Below are 18,625 nucleotides of genomic sequence, written 5' to 3'. Positions count from 1 at the left end.
ATCGAACAACAGGATCGTTCACTCGAATTTCGGCACGGATTGCGCTTGAGGCTTTGCAGGGCGAACGGACGATCACTGGCGGGCTTTGCGCCTCATGAAACAGGTTTTTAACGCGGCCAATGCCGAATCCATTTCTTCCTCGGAATACCCGCAAAAGCCAAGGATCAGGCCATTGTGGGCCGAACCTTTGACTGAGAACCGTGATAGCGGCTGCGCTGTGACGCCCGACTCTGATGCGCGCATGGAAATTTCGGTATCTTCGAAGCCATCGTTGAGGTGCAACACGACCTGCATACCCGCCTGGTGGTTGATGAAGTGCCCATAATCCGAGAAATCGTGCCTGAGCCGCTCCAGAAGATATTTCCGCCGGTCATCGTATATCCGACGCACCCGGCGCAAGTGTCGGTAAAATTCCCCTGACTTCATGAACTCGGCCAGCGCCTGTTGGGGCATATAGCTTGCTTTCAGCCCGAAACGCCTCAACGTTGTTCGGAAACGGTCAATCAGGACTTCGGGGACGATGACATATCCCAACCGAAGTGAATTAGAGAATACCTTGGAGAAACTGCCGACATAGATTGCTCGGTTCAGACTATCAAATCCCGCCATGGCAGGGATCGGGCGGCCCGCATACCGGAATTCGCTGTCGTAGTCGTCTTCGAGAACCCACGCGTCATTTCGTTGCGCCCATGCCAGGAAATCCAGCCGACGGCTTGGCGACATGGCCCCACCAAGCGGGTACTGATGAGACGGCGTCAACACGGCAAGCTTTGGCACGGTGCGCTGTTCGGGCAAACGGGCACCACTTTCATCCACGTCCAGATAGGTTGGCGCAAGCCCCTGGGCGTCGGCAAGCTGGCGAACGGGCAGATAGCCCGGGTTTTCCAGGCCGACGATCTCGCCTTTGCCAACCAGACTGCGCAAACAAATCTCGATTGCATCGATTGAGCCGGCGGTTACGATGATCTGATGCGGCGAGGCATCGATCCCACGCCACTCTGATACATGTGCGGCGATGGCTTCGCGCAGATCGCTGTTTCCAAAACTGGAACTCCCGACCAGCATGGCCTCAGGATTTGTTCGGCAGACGCGGGCAACCGCCTTGGCCCACTGCCGGTGCGGGAACAATCGCATGTCCGGATAGCTGGCCTCGAAAGGGATCGGAGTTTTGATTTGTTTATCGGCGGATCGGGTCCCTGTGCGGCTTCCCTGTTTCGTCAATTCAACCTCACCCAAAGCACAAATGAAGTAGCCCGACCCTTGCAGGCTGTTCAGATAGCCTTCGGCAACCAGTTGTTCATAGGCTGTCACGATGGTCGAACGCGACACCCCAAGTTCAGTGGCAAACACGCGGGTTGGCGGCAGTTTTGTACCCTCGGCCAGATCGCCGGAAATGGCGCGGTCTCGGATAGCGGCACAGATCTGCTCGAAGACCGGTGTCTTCGCGGACCGGTCGATGGAAAAGGCAAGCCAGGGTGTTTGCTTCATATTGGTATGCTCATTTTTGTCTATTTTGGACATTAATGAACGTCCAAAATCATGACAATCGATTCCCGACCAAAAACACCTTGAGGACGCCGCCATGACAGTGCGTAGAAATGAATACGGCCAGCTGATCGGCATGGCCTTGCCCAAGTGGGCAGGCGCCGAGCACCCCGGACACAAGGGAATGGCCGGGCGCTATGCGCGCTTGATCTCTCTGGATCCGTTGACGCACACAAAAGAACTGTTCGAGGCGTTCAGCCAGGATCGATCAGGAAAAATCTGGACCTACAACTTCATTGGGCCGTTTAACACCGCCTCGAGACTCAGGGCTTGGACCAAAGATGCCAGCGGCGTTGACGCGCAACCCTATTTTGCTGTGATCAATCAGGAAACCGGCAAGGCGTCAGGGATTGCCAGCTTTATGCGCATCCAGCCCGAACATGGCGTGATCGAGATCGGCGGCATCACTTTCGCACCCGGTTTGCAACGCACAAGGGTTGCGACCGAAGCGATATACCTGATGATGCGGCGCGCCATGACCGAACTGGGCTATCGCCGCCTGGAATGGAAATGCGACGCGCTGAACACACCCTCTCGGGCAGCGGCAGAGCGTTTTGGTTTTCGGTTCGAAGGTGTGTTCCAACAGGCAGCCACGTACAAGGGCCGCAACCGTGACACCGCTTGGTATGCGCTTTTGGATCGGGAATGGGAACCCGTCCAGCGTGGTTTCCAGACGTGGCTTGCACCGGAAAACTTCGATGAACATGGCCGGCAGCACCGGAAGCTCTCGGACCTGATCGCGCTGGAACGCGCCAGTTTCTACAAAGCGGAGAACGTCGCATGAACCGACTGACCATGTTCGCCCTGTTTTACACCGCCAGTTTCCTTCAGGCGGGTGCCTATGGCCTCACGTTCATGTTGCCGCGCCTGTTCGAGACCTTTGGGGCCAATGAGAAAGTGGTGGGCATAATGTTGTTCGTTACCACCATCGCCACGCTGATCACTGTCTATTATGCCGGGCATCTGTCAGACAGGTTCGGGCGCCTGCGCACGCTTGGCGTGGCCTGTCTGTCCATCGCGGCCGCGCTGACCGCCTATGGCCTCGCCGAAGGTGTCGGGGCGCTTCTGATCTTTGCCAGCATCGCGATCGGCTTTGGCTGGGGACTTACCTACGCGCTGTCGCCCATCGTTCTTACCCGATTGGTCACGACCGCTGAACGGGTTCGTTATTTTGCCATTCTGTCGGTGGCCTTGATGGCCGGGTTCGGCCTGTCGCCGGTCATGGCGTCGATGATGGAAAAAGCCGGCATGACGGTGAACACCGCGTTCTTTGTCACGGCCGCGCTGTGCGCTTTGGCCGGCGCTATCTTCTTTGCCCTCATCAAGCCTGTTCGCGCTCATTCCGAGGGCTCCGGCCCCGAGCTGCGTTCCTCCCTCTCGCTGGCCGGCGTCGCCGCTATCATGCGCTCGCGTGCGCGACTGCCGGTGATCATGGTCTGCCTTGGCGCGTCGGTCTTTGCCGGGATGAACAACTTTCAGACCGTCTTTGCGGATGAGCGTGGACTGGATTACGCCGATTATTTCCTGGTCTACACGGTCACTGTCGTGTTGTTCCGGGTGGTGCTGGCGCGGTTCAAAGGCGGGCGCAATCCCTACGTGACGATCGCCACCCTGCAATACGTGATGTTCGGGTCCGTTGTGCTGTTCATCGGGATCGGCAGCAATGTCCCGATGTATCTGGTCGTCGCCTTCCTGTTCGGCATCGGATACGGAGTAAGCTATCCGATCCTGGCAGCGATGGCAGCCAATGATGCCGACCAGGACCTTTTGCCCCAGACACTTCAGTTTTTTGCTCTTTCCTACTTCATTGGCATCTTCGGCTTCCCACTGGTGGCGGGATGGATGATCGTCGAATTGGGCAGCTTAGCACTTCTGATCCTGGTGGCCGCCCTGGCCGGGATCGAGGCAACCATGGCGGCACTACGCGGCGCGCAGCAACGCAAGGCTATTCCGGTCAGCACATGACCCGGATTGCCGAGAACCTTGCGGCGGTGCAAGCCCGGATCACCCGCGCTTGTATCGCCTGCAACCGAAACCCTTCGGAGGTGACGCTGCTGCTGGCGACCAAGACGCAACCGGCAGCACGGGTCCTTGAAGCCATGGCGCACGGCTCCTTCCTGACGGGCGAGAACCGCGTGCAGGAACTTGTCGAGAAATCACCGGCTCTGGCCGGGCACAGGATAGAACGGCATCTGATAGGGCACCTGCAATCGAACAAGGCGGGCAAGGCGTTGGAACATGTCACCTGCGTGCAGTCCGTCGATCGGCTGTCGATTGCCGAAAAGCTGAATCGCCTGTGCGAGGTTCGAGAACGGGAGTTAGATGTTTTCCTGCAATTCAACACATCGGGCGAGGCCAGCAAGTTCGGCATGGATCCAGCCGACGCCATATCATTTGCCCGTGCCGCGGCTGCACTACCCAACCTGCGGGTGTGGGGCTTGATGACGGTTGGTTTGCTGGCCCCGCACCCGGTTCTGTCCCGCGATAGTCTGCGCGACTTGCGCCTGTTGCGGGACAAGATCACATCCGAAGATATCGACGACGTGGACCTGCGCCACCTGTCGATGGGCATGAGCACGGATCTGGAGATTGCTATTCAGGAAGGTTCAACCATGCTTCGCATCGGGACTGACGTTTTCGGAAAACGAAACCTGCCGCCGGGAACCTTTTGGCCCGAAAAAGAATGGGAGTATCTGGCATGATTGCAGTCATCTTCGAGGTTGAAATCGCCGACGGGCGAAAACAGGACTATCTGGACGTTGCCGCAGACCTGAAGCCGCTGCTGGAGCAGGTGGATGGGTTCATATCCGTCGAACGCTTTCAAAGCCCGACCAATCCCGGAAAACTGCTGTCACTTTCATTCTTTAGGGATGAGAAGGCTGTTGAAGCTTGGCGCAATCTGCCGCGTCACCGGGCCGGACAGGCCATGGGCCGAGACGGAATTTTCGAAGGTTATCGCCTGCGCGTTGCCGGTGTGATCCGGGACTACGGAATGAACGACCGGGAACAGGCCCCGAAGGACAGCCGGGAAACGCACAGTTGAAGGTTGGGTGCCTCGCTGCCGTCGATCCGCATCTGGAATTGCCTGATGTCTAAGCAAGGTTCAGATTGCTCACAGCGCGAACAGATGCTTGCCGGAACAGACTTGCCAATGGGGACATTTCACTGTCCGCCCGGGCCATTATGCCAATTGGCCCCGCAGTCAGACTTGTATCGATCGGTAGCGCCTTTAGCCGTCCGCTTTGGATGTCTGCGGCGACCACGCCCGTTGAAATGATCCATACGGCACCGCCGGCAAGCGCAACCTGCCGCCCGAACGCTGCGGAGACGGATTCGATCATTCTTGGAAAACTGCTCAGACCGTTGGCGATCATCATCCGGTCGACCAGCGGTCGGATCGCCGAGTCATCCGGCGGATAGATAACGGGATAGTCTGACAACTCGCTCAGGTTCTGGGCATGGACCAATGGGTGATCGGGCGCACAAACGATTGCGACGCGTTCGATATACATTTGAGTGAAGGAGATATCCTTCATCGTCGTTGGTTTTCCCAGCCGACCGATGACAAGCTCCAACTGCCCCGCGTGCAAGCGATCGATCAAATATCCATGGGGGCCGTCCTCGACCCGGGGAATGGTGTCGGGCGAAAGCTGGGAAAAGATCTCTAGCGCATGCGGCAGTAACCGGGCGGCAACGCTGGGCAGGGCGCCAATGGAAATCGAACCGGCATCTCCCTTGCGGATCGCGGCGACGCTGTTCATCGCCATGTCCAAGGCTGTCATTCCACTTGTTGCGTGTCGCAAGAACACGTCCCCGGCCACGGTCAGTGTAATGCCACCCCTGTTGCGCTCCAGAAGGGTGGTGCCGGTGATGTCCTCCAGCTCTTTCAGGGTTTTCGAGATTGCAGGCTGACTGAGATTCAGGTTCTCGGCCGCAAGTTTCATGCTTTGTCGCCGCACGATTTCAACGAAGGCTTCGATGTGCCTGACTTTTAGCCTGCGATCGATCATCACTTTCCATTTTTGGAAACTAAATGGGACATAACGTCATTTTACATAACGGAAACCGTAGTGCAATCTGGTCGAAGTTGGAGGAGGGGACAGATGCGCACACAAGTCGTGGTCATCGGTGGCGGACCGTCAGGCTTGCTTTTGTCGCAGCTTCTGCATGTCCACGGCATAGACAGCATCGTTTTGGAGAGAAAGACCAAGGAATATGTCCTCGGCCGCATCCGCGCAGGTGTATTGGAAAAGGGATTTGTCGGCCTGATGGAAGAGGCCGGTGTCGCCGACCGCCTTCATGCCGAAGGTTTCGAACATGACGGCACGCTGATTGCTTATGATGACGAGTGCTTTCGCGTCGATTTTCGCGAACACACCGACACGCCTGTCGTCATCTATGGCCAGACGGAAGTGACGCGCGATTTATATGCTGCCCGCGAAGCCGCAGGCGGCAGGATTGTTTTCAACGTGGAAGATGTCACGATCCATGATGCCGACACCGACACGCCGTTTGTAACATTCACGGTCGACGGTAAGGAGCAGCGTGTGGATACCGATTTCGTGGCTGGCTGCGACGGGTTCCACGGCGTCAGTCGCCAGACCATTCCTTTGGATGTGCGCCGCGAATACGAAAAAGTCTATCCATTCGGTTGGCTTGGCGTTTTATCTGAGACGCCCCCTGTCCACGAAGAACTGATTTATTCTTCATCGAGCCGTGGTTTTGCGCTGTGCTCCATGCGCAACGAGTCTCTTAGCCGCTATTACATTCAGTGTTCGTTGTCCGACAAACCCGAAGATTGGTCTGACGCGTCTTTCTGGGCCGAGCTCAAGCGTCGAATCCCGCGCGAATTCGCCGATGCTTTGGTGACGGGGCCGTCGATCGAGAAATCGATTGCACCCTTACGCTCGTTCGTGACGGAACCGATGCGCTGGGGGCGGCTGTTTCTTTGCGGTGATGCCGCGCATATCGTGCCGCCGACCGGAGCAAAGGGGCTGAACACCGCGTCTTCGGACGTACACTACTTGTACAACGCCCTCAGGGACTTCTACGAAAACGGCTGCACCCGGGGAATCGACAGTTATTCGCAAAATGCGCTGGCCCGCATCTGGAAAGCTGAACGCTTCAGCTGGTGGTTTTCATCGCTGCTGCACCGGTTTCCGGATCAGTCCGAATTTGACCTTAAGATGCAGCAGGCCGAGATCGACTTTCTGCGGACGAACACGGCGGCCCAAAGGGCGATGGCTGAAAACTACGTCGGTTTGCCGTATTGATGGGCATAGCCAAGGAGATAACGATGACGGATCGCTATACCACGGGAATGTCAGTCCGGCGCCGGGTGCTTGGTGATGTGCATGTGGACCGGGCGGAGGCACAGAAATCCGCCTTCGATGCGCCGTTCCAGGAAATGATAACTGAAACGGCGTGGGGCACCCTTTGGGCCAACGATGCGATCACACCGCGCGAACGTTCGATGATCACGCTTGCCCTGTTGGCGGCCACGCGGAACTTCGAAGAGATCCCGATGCATGTGAAGGCGTGCAGAAATACAGGTGCCTCTAGGGAAGACATCATGCAAGCTTTCATGCATGCGGCGGTTTACGCAGGCGTTGCATGCGCGAACCAGGCCGTGAAGCTGGCAAAACAGACATTTGCCGAAATGGAGGGTGAGGTGAAATGACCAGGCCGATGGACCTGTACCAGCGGGACCGTGAACGGCACCCGCCTGCCTTTTCCCCGAATTACAAGACGAGTGTGTCGCGCTCGCCCAGAAATGCCCTGTTGTCGCTGGAACCTTCGCTGAGCGAGTCCACGGGACCGACATTCGGCCATGGTGATCTGGACCCGCTGGATAATGACCTGATCCGAAATTACGCCAAGACAGGCGATCCGATCGGCGAGCGTATCATCCTCCATGGCCGGGTTCTGGACGAAAACGCACGGCCCGTTCCGAATACCTTGGTGGAAATCTGGCAGGCCAATGCAGGGGGGCGTTATCGTCACAAGAAAGACACCTATCTGGCAGCGATTGATCCCAATTTCGGAGGGTGTGGCCGTACGCTGACGGACGAGAATGGCTGTTACACTTTCAGAACGATCAAGCCAGGGGCTTATCCATGGCGCAATTGGGTCAACAGCTGGCGGCCGGCGCATATTCATGTTTCGGTGTTCGGCTCGGCCTTTGCGCAGCGGCTGATCACACAGCTATATTTTGAAGGCGACCCCCTGATTGCCAAATGTCCGATCGTGAACACGATTCCGGATCAAATCGCGATCGATCAACTGGTTGCCGCGCTGGATCTGAACGCGACGGTTCCGCTGGACAGTATCGCCTACAAGTTTGACATCGTGCTGCGCGGTCATCGATCGACCTATTTCGAAAATCGACCGGACGGGAATTGATCATGGCTCAGAAGCTCGACTATCTGAAAGAAACCCCATCGCAAACGGCCGGACCCTACGTTCACATTGGCCTGGCCCCGGGGGATGCAGGGTTTGACATTTATCGGCAGGAATTGGGCCGGGACGTTGTCGGCGCGCAGGCCGAAGGTGAGCGGATCACCATTCGGGGCAGGGTGCTGGATGGCACCGGCGCGCTGGTCAAGGATGTTCTGATCGAAGTCTGGCAAGCCAATGCCAAGGGGATTTACCCCGGGCAGGGCGAGGTCGAGCCCGGTTTTCGTGGATGGGGCCGTATCATACCCGATTTTGAATCCGGAGAGTGGATCGTTGAAACAGTCAAGCCCGGCTCTGTTCCGTATCGGGACGGCAGGCCAATGGCTCCGCACATCAGCCTGTGGTTAGTGGCGCGCGGCATAAATGTTGGGCTGAACACGCGGCTCTATTTCCCGGAAGAAGAGGCCGCCAATTCGGTTGATCCGGTTCTGAATCTGATCGAACAGGTTGACCGGCGGCAAACCCTGATAGCTGAAAGAACCCCGGACGGCTATCGGTTCGACATTCGCTTGCAGGGGGAAAAAGAAACGGTGTTCTTCGATGTCTGACGAAACAAAACAAAACCCGTGTATTATCTGCGTGGCAATCACCGGCTCGGTTCCGACCAAGGCGGACAACCCGGCTGTTCCGATCAGCGTGTCGGAACAGGTTGAAAGCACACATGAGGCTTTTGAGGCCGGTGCTGCCATCGCCCATTGCCATGTGCGCGATGAGGAAGGCAAACCTACCTCGGACCCCGATCTTTTTGCCGCGTTGAAAGAAGGGATCGAAACCCACTGTCCCGGCATGATCGTGCAGCTTTCGACGGGCGGGCGGTCCGGGGCGGGCTCCGCCCGTGGTGGCATGTTGCCACTGCGGCCGGACATGGCGTCCTTGTCCGTCGGATCGAATAACTTTCCGACCCGCGTTTACGAAAACCCGCCTGATCTTGTCGAATGGCTGGCCAGCGAGATGGTGAAATACGATGTCAGGCCAGAGATTGAGGCGTTCGACCTGTCTCATATCTTTCAGGCGGCCAAAATGCATAAGGCAGGTCAAATCAGGGATGTGCCCTATGTCCAGTTTGTCATGGGCGTGAAAAACGCGATGCCCGTTGATCTTGAGGTTTTCGATTTCTACGTGCACACAGTGCGCCGCCTTTGGGGGGATGTGCCATGGTGTGCGGCAGGCGTCGGGGCAAATCAGGTCGTGTTGAACGAGTGGTCTGTTGTTTCTGGCGGGCATGTTCGAACGGGGCTTGAAGACAATGTGCGCCTGGACAGAACCACGCTTGCTCCGTCGAATGCAGCGTTGGTTCGTCGAGCCGTCGAAATCTGCGAAACGCACGAACGCCCTGTCGCGACTGTCGCGCAGGCACGCGCGATCCTTGGGCTGCGAGAGGTCGCCGCCTGATGCCGAGTTTCGCCAGACCCCGTGACGTAATCCTGCACTATGAAGTGGCAAACCACGGTGTCGGCGGAGTGCCAGTTGTCTTTCTGAACTCTTTGGGGACGGATTATCGCATCTGGCGGGAAGTCGTGGCAGGTCTGGGCAAAACAGAATGCCTGCTTTGGGACAAGCGCGGGCATGGACTGTCGGATTGCGCTGTGACCTCAATTGATATGCTGGCCGAAGATGTTGCGGATCTGATGGACATGTTGGGTTGGCGCAATGCAATTCTGTGCGGTGTTTCGGTCGGCGGACTGATCGCACAGCGCGCTGCCCACCGACGCCCCGATCTTGTGGCCGGGCTTATCCTGAGCAACTCCGGTACGAAAATTGGAAATGACGAGGTTTGGAATACGCGCATTCAGGCTGTGCGTGAATCCGGTATCGATGACATCGCCGACACGGTAATGGAACGTTGGTTTTCCAACCGTTTCCGAGCCGAGCACCCCGATGCCGTGGCCGGTTACCGGAACATGCTGACACGCATACCTGCCGAAGGTTATGTCGCGACCTGCGAGGCCATTCGGGATGCGGACCTTGCCGAAACAACCAGCCAGATCAAAGTACCCACCATCTGTGTCGGTGGGCGTGAAGATCAGGCAACGCCGCCCGAACTTGTAGAGGCTTTGGCCGATCTCATAAAAGGCGCAGAGCGACATATTTTGCCGGATGTCGGGCACTTGCCATGCGTCGAAGCGCCGGGATTTGTCGCGGGCCAGATCCGGGCACTGTTAGGTGTTGTGGCATGAGTGACGTGTTCAATCATCCTTGGTTGTCGGGCCTCTTTGGCGATCAGGAAGCCGAGGTGATCTGGTCAGCCGAACGCACGCTGGCCCATATGCTTGCCTTCGAAGCCGCCTATTCCCGCGGGCTTGGCGCCATTGGCGTCGTGCCGGAGGACCAGGCCCGGGCCGCCGCCGAGTTGATTGAGCCCGCCAATCCGGACCTTCGGGATTTGCAGACCGGAACCTTAAAAGACGGGATGCCAATTCCCGCATTTGTGCGTGGTTTGAAGGCCGAGGCCGGGCCATTAGAGGGCGCGATCCATACCGGCACAACCTCACAGGATGTGATGGATACAGCGCTGGCTATGACAATGCGCGAAAACTCAGACCTGATCGCGGATCGTTTGTCGACCCTGACCGAGCGATTGGGTGATCTGGGCCGTCGGTTCGGCAGCAACAAGATGATGGGGCGTACACGGATGCAGGCCGCATTGCCGATCTCGGTCGGGCACCGGATCGAGAACTGGCAAGCGCCGTTTATCGAGCACGGCGATCGCATCGAGCAGATGCGCAAGAGTGTCGAGCGCCTTCAATGGGGCGGGGCAGTCGGGGATGGACAGGCCATTGGCGAAAAGCATCGCGACCTGGCAGCCTTTGTTGCCAAAGCGTTGTCGCTGCGCCCACCCAGCCGCAACTGGCATTCAGATCGCGCAACCGTCACCAATTATGCAAATCTGTTGTCGCTGATTTCCGGTTCGATTGGGAAAATGGGGCAAGACATCTGCTTGATGGCGCAGCAGGGTGTCGACGAAATCAAGCTTTCAGGCGGCGGCGGGTCATCAGCCATGCCGCACAAACAGAACCCAATTCTTGCCGAATTGCTGGTAACGCTGGCGCGCTTCAATGCCACGCAAGTATCGGGGATGCATCAGGCGCTTGTGCATGAACAGGAACGTTCAGGAAGCGCCTGGTCCCTGGAATGGATGCTGTTGCCAAACATGGCCAGGTGCACGGCCAGATCGCTTTCGGCAGCGAATGCCCTGTGCGCGCAAATTGATTCAATGGGGGTGCGGGAATAGGCGCGAGGCAGACATCGCGCCGAACGCCAAACACCGAACTTCGCCATCACGACACTACGGAGGAGGAGAAATCATGACCAAAAGGAAATCCTTGCTGAGTTCACTGGCCGCCCTGGCCGTTTCAGCAACAGCCAGCCTGGCCCAGGATGTGACGCTGACGATGCATCACTTCCTGCCGCCAGTCGCAGCGGCGCATAAAGGCATGCTTCAGCCATGGGCCGATAAGATCACTGCCGACAGCGATGGTAGGATTGCGATTGAAATCTTCCCGTCAATGTCGATGGGTGGCAAACCACCTGAACTGTACAGCCAAGTGCGTGATGGGTCTGCCGATATTGTCTGGACAGTCCTGGGATACACACCGGGTGTCTTTCCGCGCACCGAAGTTTTCGAGCTGCCGCTTGTTCACGCAGGCTCTGCGACGGATACAACGGTCGCCATGAACGCCTCGATGGAGATGCTGGCGGAGGACTTCGATGACGTCCACGTCATCTTTTTGCACACCCATGATGGGAATGTCATACATTCGGCGTCCGACCCGGTGCGCACTCTGGAAGACGCAAAGGGGATGAAGCTGCGGACCCCCAGCCGTACGGGCGCGTGGGTGATCGAAGGCATTGGTGCGGAACCCGTCGGCATGCCCGTGCCGGCCTTGCCCGAAGCCATGTCGAAAGGCGTTGTGGATGGCGCGCTGATCCCGCTGGAAATCGTGCGGCCCCTGAAATTGCAGGAACTGGACAAGTCCATAACAGAACTGCCGAACGGAGACCGCTTTGGCACCGCAACCTTCATGGTGGCGATGAACAAAGACGCCTACGAAGCGCTTCCGGATGACCTTAAGGCCGTTATCGACGCCAATTCAGGCGCCAATGTCGCGCGCGAGGTCGGTTCCAATTGGGAGAGTTTCGAAGAAAGCGGCACCGAGGCACTTGAAGCCGCAGGTGTAGAACGGATCGTGTTGTCCGACGAAGAAGCGGCCAAGTTCAACGCCGTGAGCGAACAGATCGTCCAGCGTTGGATTGACGAGGTGAGCGAGAAGGGCATTGATGGTGCAGCCCTCGTCGACAAGGCCCGCGCGGCAATTGCCGCAGCCCAGTCTGGCAACTGATTGGAAAACGGCCGAGCGGTCCGATGGTCGCTCGGTCGTTTGTGAAGCCTCGGGAATATGAGAATGCGCGTGGTTCTGAAACGGCTGGCGGATGCTTTTGCATTGCTCGGCGGCGTCATCTTGCTGGCGATTGTCGCCGTCACAACAACGAATGCTTTTGCCTTCATCCTCGATCGGTTTGCCGGGGCGTTCGGCGCGGATGTGTCGGGTCTGCCGGGCTATGAGGATTTTGTTCAGCTGGCGATCAGCTGCGCAGCCTTGATGTTCTTTCCCTACTGCCAGGCAAATCGAGGCCATGTGTCAGTGGATCTGCTGATGGATCACTTGCCCAAGTCCGTGCAGCGCGGCTTCGATCTTCTTTGGTTGGGGGTCACCGTCATTGTAGCTGTGTTTTTAAGCTACTGGATGGTTTTCGGTATGCTCGAAGTACGCTCGGACGCGGTGGTGACCAGCGTTCTGGGGTGGCCGACCTGGCCATTCTATTTCCCCGGTCTGCTGTCGATGATCCTGTGGGCTTTGATCGCGGTGTCTCAGGCATTCGAGGGCGCCGCAGATGCTTGATCCCATTTCCATCGGCATTCTTGGCCTGATCGTTCTTTTCGTCCTGCTGCTGCTTCGGATGCCCGTCGGGATCGCGATGATCGTTGTGGGGATTGGCGGCACGTGGGTGTTGAGCCAATCTGTCAGTTACATCCGGTTCGTGCCCTACCTGAAGCAATTCAAAAGCCTGCTGTGGGAAAACGTGGCCAACTATGACCTTTCCGTCGTCCCGCTGTTTGTCCTGATGGGCTATGTTGCGGCCGAAGCGCGACTATCCACTGATCTCTTCAAAGGCCTCGAAGCGCTCATGTCGCGTTTGCGCGGTGGCGTTGCGATGGCTGCGGTCGCGGCTTGCGGTGGTTTCGGTGCAGTTTGCGGGTCTTCTCTGGCGACCGCAGCCACGATGGGGCGCGTGTCGTTGCCCGAACTGAAACGGCTGGGATATGCGCCCAGTCTTGCCTCAGGTTCACTGGCCGCCGGAGGGACCTTGGGAATTCTGATCCCGCCATCGGTAGCCCTGGTGATCTATGCAATCATCGTGGAGGGCTCGATCCTGCGGATGTTTCAGGCCGCTATCGTGCCAGGGATATTGGCCGTTCTGGGTTTTATCGCCGTGATTGCCATTCAGGTGAGGGTGAAACCATCGCTGGCGCCAGAGCCGACGCAGATGGATCCGGTTGAACGAAAACTGGCTATACGTCGCCTCTGGCCCGTTATTCTGATTTTCGGTGCCATCATACTGGGTCTGGGCTTTGGTCTGTTCACGCCAACACCCGCCGCCAGCATTGGGGTTTTTGTGATAACGGCCTACGGTTTTGCACTGCGGGTGTTTACCGGCGAAGGCCTAGCGTTTTCCGGGTTGCTGAAGGCCATTCGCGCCACGGCAATCACCAGTGGAATGATCTACCTGATCCTTTTTGGCGCCGAAGTTCTGAAAGGCTTTTTTGCCCGCACTCAGCTGCCGCAGGCCTTGTCCGACTGGGCCGCAACCAGTGGTATGGATCCGATGCTGATCCTTGTGGTCATGCTGTGCCTCTTTGTCATTCTTGGCTGCTTCATGGAGAGCTTGGCAATGATCCTGGTGGTGGTCCCGTTTTTCTGGCCGACCCTGATTGCGTTGAATGGGGGCGAGTACGCCACGGCCGAGACGGCGGCGTTCGGAATGGACGCCGATAACCTCAAGATCTGGTTTGGAATACTGGCGCTGATCGTTGTGGAACTGGGGTTGATAACGCCCCCCGTCGGGTTGAACGTGTTCATCATTTCGTCGCTTGCAAGGGATACGTCCATGGGCACGGTATTCCGAGGCGTCTTTCCCTTTCTTGGTGCCGAGGTCGTACGGGTTGCATTGATCCTGTCGATACCGGCCCTGACGCTAGCGGTGCCGGCACTCATCGGGGGCTAAGCGAGTTTTGATACCTGTTTTGGACGCTTGCGCAGTATCTCCGACTTAGATGCGCTGTGATTTTGAGGAAAACGGCACGGCACCAAATTCCTTTTCGCCGTTTACAAATTAAAATATTCATTTTAGTGATTGTGTATGAGTGAGAATGCATGGTCCCGACGCACTTTCTTGTTTCACGCCGCATGCCTGACGGCATTGGGTGCTCAATCCAGGATTGCACTCGCCGAGGTGCAGCTTGGTACTTCGGCCCGGATATCAACAGTGTCAGACGGGCACCTGTCGTTGCCGCCGGAGATGGTGTTCGGATCCATGCCGAAGGAAGAGCTGAAGCAGCTTCTGAACCGCAACAAGGTGGACACGACCAAGTACGAGCCGGAGTGCAACGTTGCACTTTACCGCGACAATGAAAACACGGTGTTGTTCGATGTTGGGGCGGGGTCTGATTTCATGCCGACGTCCGGCAAGCTTTTGGAAACTCTTGAAACAATTGGCCTGGCGCCTGAAGACGTAACTCAGGTGATCTTTACCCACGCGCACCCGGATCACCTTTGGGGCGTTTTGGATGACTTCGACGATCTGTTTTTTCCCAACGCCACGCACCACTTTGGCCGCAAGGAATGGGACTATTGGTGGAACCCTTCAACGGTAGGATCGATAGGGGAAGATCGCGCCGCGTTTGCCGTGGGCGCAAAGCGACGCATGGAGGCGATTGAGGATCAGGTCGCGTTCTTTGACGACGGTCAGGAGATCCTTCCCGGTATCGCCGCGCGGGCAAGTTATGGGCACACGCCCGGCCATATGGCATTTGAAATTCACAATGGAACCGAGGCCGTCATGATCGTCGGCGATGCGCTCGGGAATCCGCATGTCGCGTTCGAACGCCCGGACTGGCACAGTGGTACTGATCAGGAACCTGAAGCTGCAGCAACTGCGCGCACATCACTGCTGGGTCAGATTTCTCAGGAGCAAATGAAAATCATTGGCTTCCATCTGCCGAACGGTGGGATTGGCCGGGTCGAAAAGACCGGCTCCGCATATCGATTCATTGGAGAGCCTTCATGATGCGATCGTTCGTGATTGCCGTTGCCTTGGCCACACCAGCCCTGGCCAGCGAAGATATTGCAGATCAATACCCGCAAAGCGTGCTGTATTCCAAGCCGGTCGAATACATTCCCGGCGTCTATTCTGCCATTGGCGCAACTGCTCCGCCCACCTATGAAAACTCCGGTCACAACAACAACCTCAGCTTCATCGTAACCGGTGAGGGCGTGGTCGTTGTAAACGGTGGTGCGGCCTATGTGCTTGCCGAAGCGCTTCACAAGGAAATCCAGGCGATCACGGATCAGCCGGTCAAACTTGTCTTTAACGAGAACGGTCAGGGGCACGCGATGCTTGGCAATGCCTACTGGTCAGAACTTGGCGTTCCAATCATCGCACACTCGGATGCGGCGGCAGAGTTTGAGGAATACGGCGCCCAGATCCTGCAGGGGATGCAAAACTACAATAAAGACAAATCCGAAGGGACGTTTCTGGCTGGACCGACCGAAACATTCGACGACGAATATGTGGTCGAGCTGGGCGACTATCGCATGGAGGCGAAATACCTTGGGCCCGCACACAGTCCCGGTGATATTTCGATCTGGTTGCCCAACCAAAGCCTTGTCATCGCAGGCGACATGGCCTTCCACGAGCGTTTGCTGCCGATCTTTCAGGAGACCTATACGGCCGATTGGCTCGAGACCTGGGACAATGAGTTCGAAGCCTTGAATGCCACCTATGTCATTCCCGGACACGGTCACCCGACAAACATGGATCAGGTACGCCGCTATACGCGCGACTACCTGATTTACCTGCGCGGCAAGGTTCAGGAGCACATGGATGCCGGTGGTGATCTGGCCGGGGCCTACTACGTCGATCAGTCCCCGTACGCCCAACTGGATACGTTTGAAGAACTGGCAACAAAAAACGCCGGACGTGTTTTTGAGCAGATGGAATTCGAATAGTTCAGGACTGCTGCGGAACGGGCAACCGCATCAGCAATCTATGCGTGCTGATCGCGCCAACCCACATGAAGAAGACGGCAAGCCATGCGGTCAATGACAGGGCTGACCCACCAGACAAACCGGCCCCAACGGCGCAGCCGCCTGCCAGCATCGCTCCGAAACCCATAAGAACGGCCCCGACCAGGTAGCGTTCCATCGGTGTATCCGGGCCAAACCGTTCAATCTTCCACTCTCCGGCAAGTATGGCTGATCCCGCCGCGCCGACGGCCACACCCGGAACAAGGCCGATACCGAAGGACAGCACGACATTACGCTCTGCAACCAATGCCATCAGTGTATCTGTGGAGGGGCCCGTGAAGGTGACCGAGGACACAGGCACAACTTCAAAAGACGCTTGCGCGATTGCAAATGTCATCAACCAGCCAAGTGCAACCGCCACCCCAACTCCTGCTGCGGATACGATCTTGGTGATCGGGACATTGCGGCGGATTGCAAATGCAATTGCCAAGGCCAACCCGAAGGCCGCAAGGCTTGCGTAAATCACCGGAGAAAACCCAATTATCTTGGACAGATCACGCGGCGCGCCTCCAGCGATGGTCCAGATGCCGGAAAGCGCCTCGCGCGCCGGGCTGAGAACACCGGTGTAGGCCGCCTGAGCCACCAAGGTCAGAATCAACCCCGCTACAAGGGCACGCAGGTTCCCGCTGGACGCCAGAACCAACAGGCGTGAGGCGCACCCGCGCGACAGAACCATTCCAACCCCGAACATTGCACCGCCAATTACCGCACCGCTGAGACTTCCCGTCGATGCAATCGCACGCGCCCCGGACAGGTCCAGCCATCCGAACGAGACAAACCCCTGCACCAGAGTCAGCGCTGCGGAGAAGGCAATCAGCCAAACCGCGAGCCGTGGCCCGAACTCACCTTCAGCGACCTCGACGGTCGAGGCGCGCAAACAGAAGTGGGATTTCTGGGCGGTCACACCGAACAGGAGGCCGACAAGCGCTCCGGCAAAGGCCAGCGCGCCCGGGTCTCCCAGTAAATCGATGAGCCTCTCCATGGACAGAAACTCTCACCTCGTTGATTGTTCGTCTTTGCCTTTCGTCAAATTACTATTGTGCGGCCATCGGCCGACGAGCCAGTTGGCATTGCGTCCAAAGCTCGCCCAAAGCGGCTACCAACCTGCCGATGTCTTCCGGTGAATGCACGGGCGACGGAGTGATCCGTAAACGTTCAGTTCCCTTCGGGACGGTTGGATAGTTGATGGGCTGGATATAGATCCCGAAATCACGCATCAGAACGTCTGATATAAAGCGGCATTTGACCGGGTCGCCAACCATGACCGGGATGATGTGGCTTGGGTTGGGTGTGTGTGGAATGCCCAGTTCGTCCAGCCTGATTCTGACTTCCTGCACGCGTTGCCGGTGCAAATGCCGCTCCGCTTTGCTCTGCTTCAGATGACGAACAGAGGCCGCCGCACCAGCTGCCACGGCAGGGGGCAGCGCGGTGGTGAATATGAACCCGCTGGCAAAAGACCGAACAAAGTCGACAAGGTCATGGGAGGCCGCAATGTATCCGCCGACAACGCCGAACGCTTTGCCCAATGTTCCTTCGATGACGGTCAGACGGTCCATCAGACCTTCGCGTTCGGCAATGCCACCTCCGCGTGGGCCGTAAAGTCCGACGGCGTGAACCTCATCCAGATATGTCATCGCGCCATAGCGATCCGCCAGATCGCAAATCTCGGCAATCGGTGCAATGTCGCCGTCCATCGAATAAACACTCTCGAACGCGATGAGTTTCGGGGTATTGGCCGGCAGGTCCGCAAGGTGCCTTTCAAGGTCCGCGAGGTCGTTGTGCTTCCAGATCCGCTTGTTGCAGCGACTATGGCGTATGCCCTCGATCATCGAAGCGTGGTTCAGTTCATCGGACAGAACAGTGATACCGGGGATCTTGGACGCCAAAGTGCCCAAAGCAGCCCAGTTCGACACGTAGCCGGACGTGAACAACAACGCCGCTTCCTTGCCATGCAGGTCTGCAAGTTCTTGTTCAAGCAACACATGCTCGTGAGTGGTTCCCGAGATATTCCGTGTTCCGCCAGCCCCGGCACCACAGCTGTCAATGGCCTGATGCATGGCGGCGAGGACTTTGGGATGCTGACCCATCCCGAGATAATCGTTCGAACACCAGACGGTTACATTCTGAGGACTGTTCTTCGTGTGGCTTCGGGCAGTTGGGAACTTGCCACACTGACGTTCCAGATCAGCGAAAACCCGGTAGTTCCCTTCTTCCTTCAGCTTATCAAGCTGGTCGCGAATGCACTGCTGGTAGTCCAT

Annotated in this window: 20 protein-coding genes; 16 read left to right on the top strand and 4 right to left on the bottom strand. The window is 57.5% G+C overall.

Features of this window, described 5'->3' with window-relative positions; genetic code table 11:
* Positions 1–72: 72 nt before the first annotated feature.
* Positions 73–1,488, bottom strand: a complete 1,416-nt coding sequence (gene pdxR / locus ACR0CG_RS06690; protein ID WP_480523575.1) for a MocR-like pyridoxine biosynthesis transcription factor PdxR — start codon at positions 1,486–1,488, stop codon at positions 73–75.
* A gap of 94 nt (positions 1,489–1,582) precedes the next feature.
* Between pdxR and ACR0CG_RS06685 the strand changes: the two genes are divergently transcribed.
* The 4 genes from ACR0CG_RS06685 to ACR0CG_RS06670 are packed head-to-tail and all read left to right on the top strand — an operon-like array spanning position 1,583 to position 4,588.
* The gene (locus ACR0CG_RS06685; protein ID WP_480523573.1) at positions 1,583–2,329 is read left to right on the top strand and encodes a GNAT family N-acetyltransferase; all 747 of its coding nucleotides are present in this window, start codon (positions 1,583–1,585) and stop codon (positions 2,327–2,329) included.
* Complete coding sequence (locus ACR0CG_RS06680; protein ID WP_480523571.1) at positions 2,326–3,510, top strand: MFS transporter; 1,185 nt, start codon at positions 2,326–2,328, stop codon at positions 3,508–3,510. The genes ACR0CG_RS06685 and ACR0CG_RS06680 overlap by 4 nt, the downstream gene beginning before the upstream one ends.
* A complete protein-coding gene (locus ACR0CG_RS06675) occupies positions 3,507–4,247 on the top strand; it encodes a YggS family pyridoxal phosphate-dependent enzyme (RefSeq protein ID WP_480523569.1) in 741 nt (246 codons plus the stop codon). Before ACR0CG_RS06680 ends, ACR0CG_RS06675 begins: the two co-directional genes overlap by 4 nt.
* Positions 4,244–4,588, top strand: a complete 345-nt coding sequence (locus ACR0CG_RS06670; protein WP_480523567.1) for an antibiotic biosynthesis monooxygenase family protein — start codon at positions 4,244–4,246, stop codon at positions 4,586–4,588. Before ACR0CG_RS06675 ends, ACR0CG_RS06670 begins: the two co-directional genes overlap by 4 nt.
* Before the next feature lie 49 nt (positions 4,589–4,637).
* On the opposite strand, the gene pcaQ is transcribed toward ACR0CG_RS06670, so the two are convergent.
* Entirely contained in the window at positions 4,638–5,555 is a 918-nt protein-coding gene (gene pcaQ / locus ACR0CG_RS06665) for a pca operon transcription factor PcaQ (protein ID WP_170617274.1), read from the bottom strand.
* A 93-nt stretch (positions 5,556–5,648) separates the two neighbouring features.
* On the opposite strand from pcaQ, the gene pobA reads away from it, so the two are divergent.
* From pobA to ACR0CG_RS06605, 12 genes are all read left to right on the top strand, one after another.
* A complete protein-coding gene (gene pobA, locus ACR0CG_RS06660) occupies positions 5,649–6,818 on the top strand; it encodes a 4-hydroxybenzoate 3-monooxygenase (RefSeq protein WP_170807489.1) in 1,170 nt (389 codons plus the stop codon).
* Between the two features lie 23 nt (positions 6,819–6,841).
* Positions 6,842–7,225 carry a 4-carboxymuconolactone decarboxylase gene (gene pcaC, locus ACR0CG_RS06655; RefSeq protein ID WP_170617270.1) on the top strand — a complete coding sequence of 128 codons (384 nt, stop codon included), beginning with the start codon at positions 6,842–6,844 and terminating at the stop codon, positions 7,223–7,225.
* Positions 7,222–7,947, top strand: a complete 726-nt coding sequence (gene pcaH, locus ACR0CG_RS06650; RefSeq protein WP_480523565.1) for a protocatechuate 3,4-dioxygenase subunit beta — start codon at positions 7,222–7,224, stop codon at positions 7,945–7,947. Before pcaC ends, pcaH begins: the two co-directional genes overlap by 4 nt.
* A 2-nt stretch (positions 7,948–7,949) precedes the next feature.
* On the top strand, positions 7,950–8,549 hold the full coding sequence (pcaG, locus tag ACR0CG_RS06645) for a protocatechuate 3,4-dioxygenase subunit alpha (protein WP_480523563.1): 600 nt from the start codon (positions 7,950–7,952) through the stop codon (positions 8,547–8,549).
* Positions 8,542–9,393, top strand: a complete 852-nt coding sequence (locus tag ACR0CG_RS06640) for a 3-oxoadipate:acetyl-CoA acetyltransferase (RefSeq protein WP_480523561.1) — start codon at positions 8,542–8,544, stop codon at positions 9,391–9,393. Before pcaG ends, ACR0CG_RS06640 begins: the two co-directional genes overlap by 8 nt.
* Positions 9,393–10,178 (top strand): 3-oxoadipate enol-lactonase, encoded by a 786-nt coding sequence (gene pcaD / locus ACR0CG_RS06635; RefSeq protein ID WP_480523559.1) that lies wholly within the window; start codon positions 9,393–9,395, stop codon positions 10,176–10,178. The genes ACR0CG_RS06640 and pcaD overlap by 1 nt, the downstream gene beginning before the upstream one ends.
* Positions 10,175–11,233 (top strand): 3-carboxy-cis,cis-muconate cycloisomerase, encoded by a 1,059-nt coding sequence (locus ACR0CG_RS06630; protein ID WP_480523558.1) that lies wholly within the window; start codon positions 10,175–10,177, stop codon positions 11,231–11,233. The genes pcaD and ACR0CG_RS06630 overlap by 4 nt, the downstream gene beginning before the upstream one ends.
* Positions 11,234–11,306: 73 nt before the next feature.
* Positions 11,307–12,341, top strand: coding sequence for a TRAP transporter substrate-binding protein (locus tag ACR0CG_RS06625; protein ID WP_480523556.1), 1,035 nt, complete (start codon positions 11,307–11,309; stop codon positions 12,339–12,341).
* A gap of 63 nt (positions 12,342–12,404) precedes the next feature.
* On the top strand, positions 12,405–12,902 hold the full coding sequence (locus tag ACR0CG_RS06620) for a TRAP transporter small permease (RefSeq protein WP_480523555.1): 498 nt from the start codon (positions 12,405–12,407) through the stop codon (positions 12,900–12,902).
* Positions 12,895–14,286 carry a TRAP transporter large permease gene (locus ACR0CG_RS06615; protein ID WP_480523552.1) on the top strand — a complete coding sequence of 464 codons (1,392 nt, stop codon included), beginning with the start codon at positions 12,895–12,897 and terminating at the stop codon, positions 14,284–14,286. Before ACR0CG_RS06620 ends, ACR0CG_RS06615 begins: the two co-directional genes overlap by 8 nt.
* Before the next feature lie 135 nt (positions 14,287–14,421).
* On the top strand, positions 14,422–15,348 hold the full coding sequence (locus ACR0CG_RS06610) for an MBL fold metallo-hydrolase (RefSeq protein ID WP_480523550.1): 927 nt from the start codon (positions 14,422–14,424) through the stop codon (positions 15,346–15,348).
* Entirely contained in the window at positions 15,348–16,289 is a 942-nt protein-coding gene (locus ACR0CG_RS06605; RefSeq protein WP_480523823.1) for an MBL fold metallo-hydrolase, read from the top strand. Before ACR0CG_RS06610 ends, ACR0CG_RS06605 begins: the two co-directional genes overlap by 1 nt.
* Before the next feature lies 1 nt (position 16,290).
* Here the strand turns inward: ACR0CG_RS06605 and ACR0CG_RS06600 are convergent, their stop codons facing one another.
* Positions 16,291–17,349: a YeeE/YedE family protein gene (locus ACR0CG_RS06600; protein WP_480523548.1), complete on the bottom strand. Its 1,059-nt coding sequence runs from the start codon at positions 17,347–17,349 to the stop codon at positions 16,291–16,293.
* A 52-nt stretch (positions 17,350–17,401) separates the two neighbouring features.
* Positions 17,402–18,625, bottom strand: coding sequence for a 5-aminolevulinate synthase (hemA, locus tag ACR0CG_RS06595; RefSeq protein WP_480523546.1), 1,224 nt, complete (start codon positions 18,623–18,625; stop codon positions 17,402–17,404).

This window comes from Ruegeria sp. AB8 (assembly GCF_056542605.1).
Note: the sequence above shows the minus strand (reverse complement) of the source record. Positions and strands in the feature narration are given on the sequence as shown.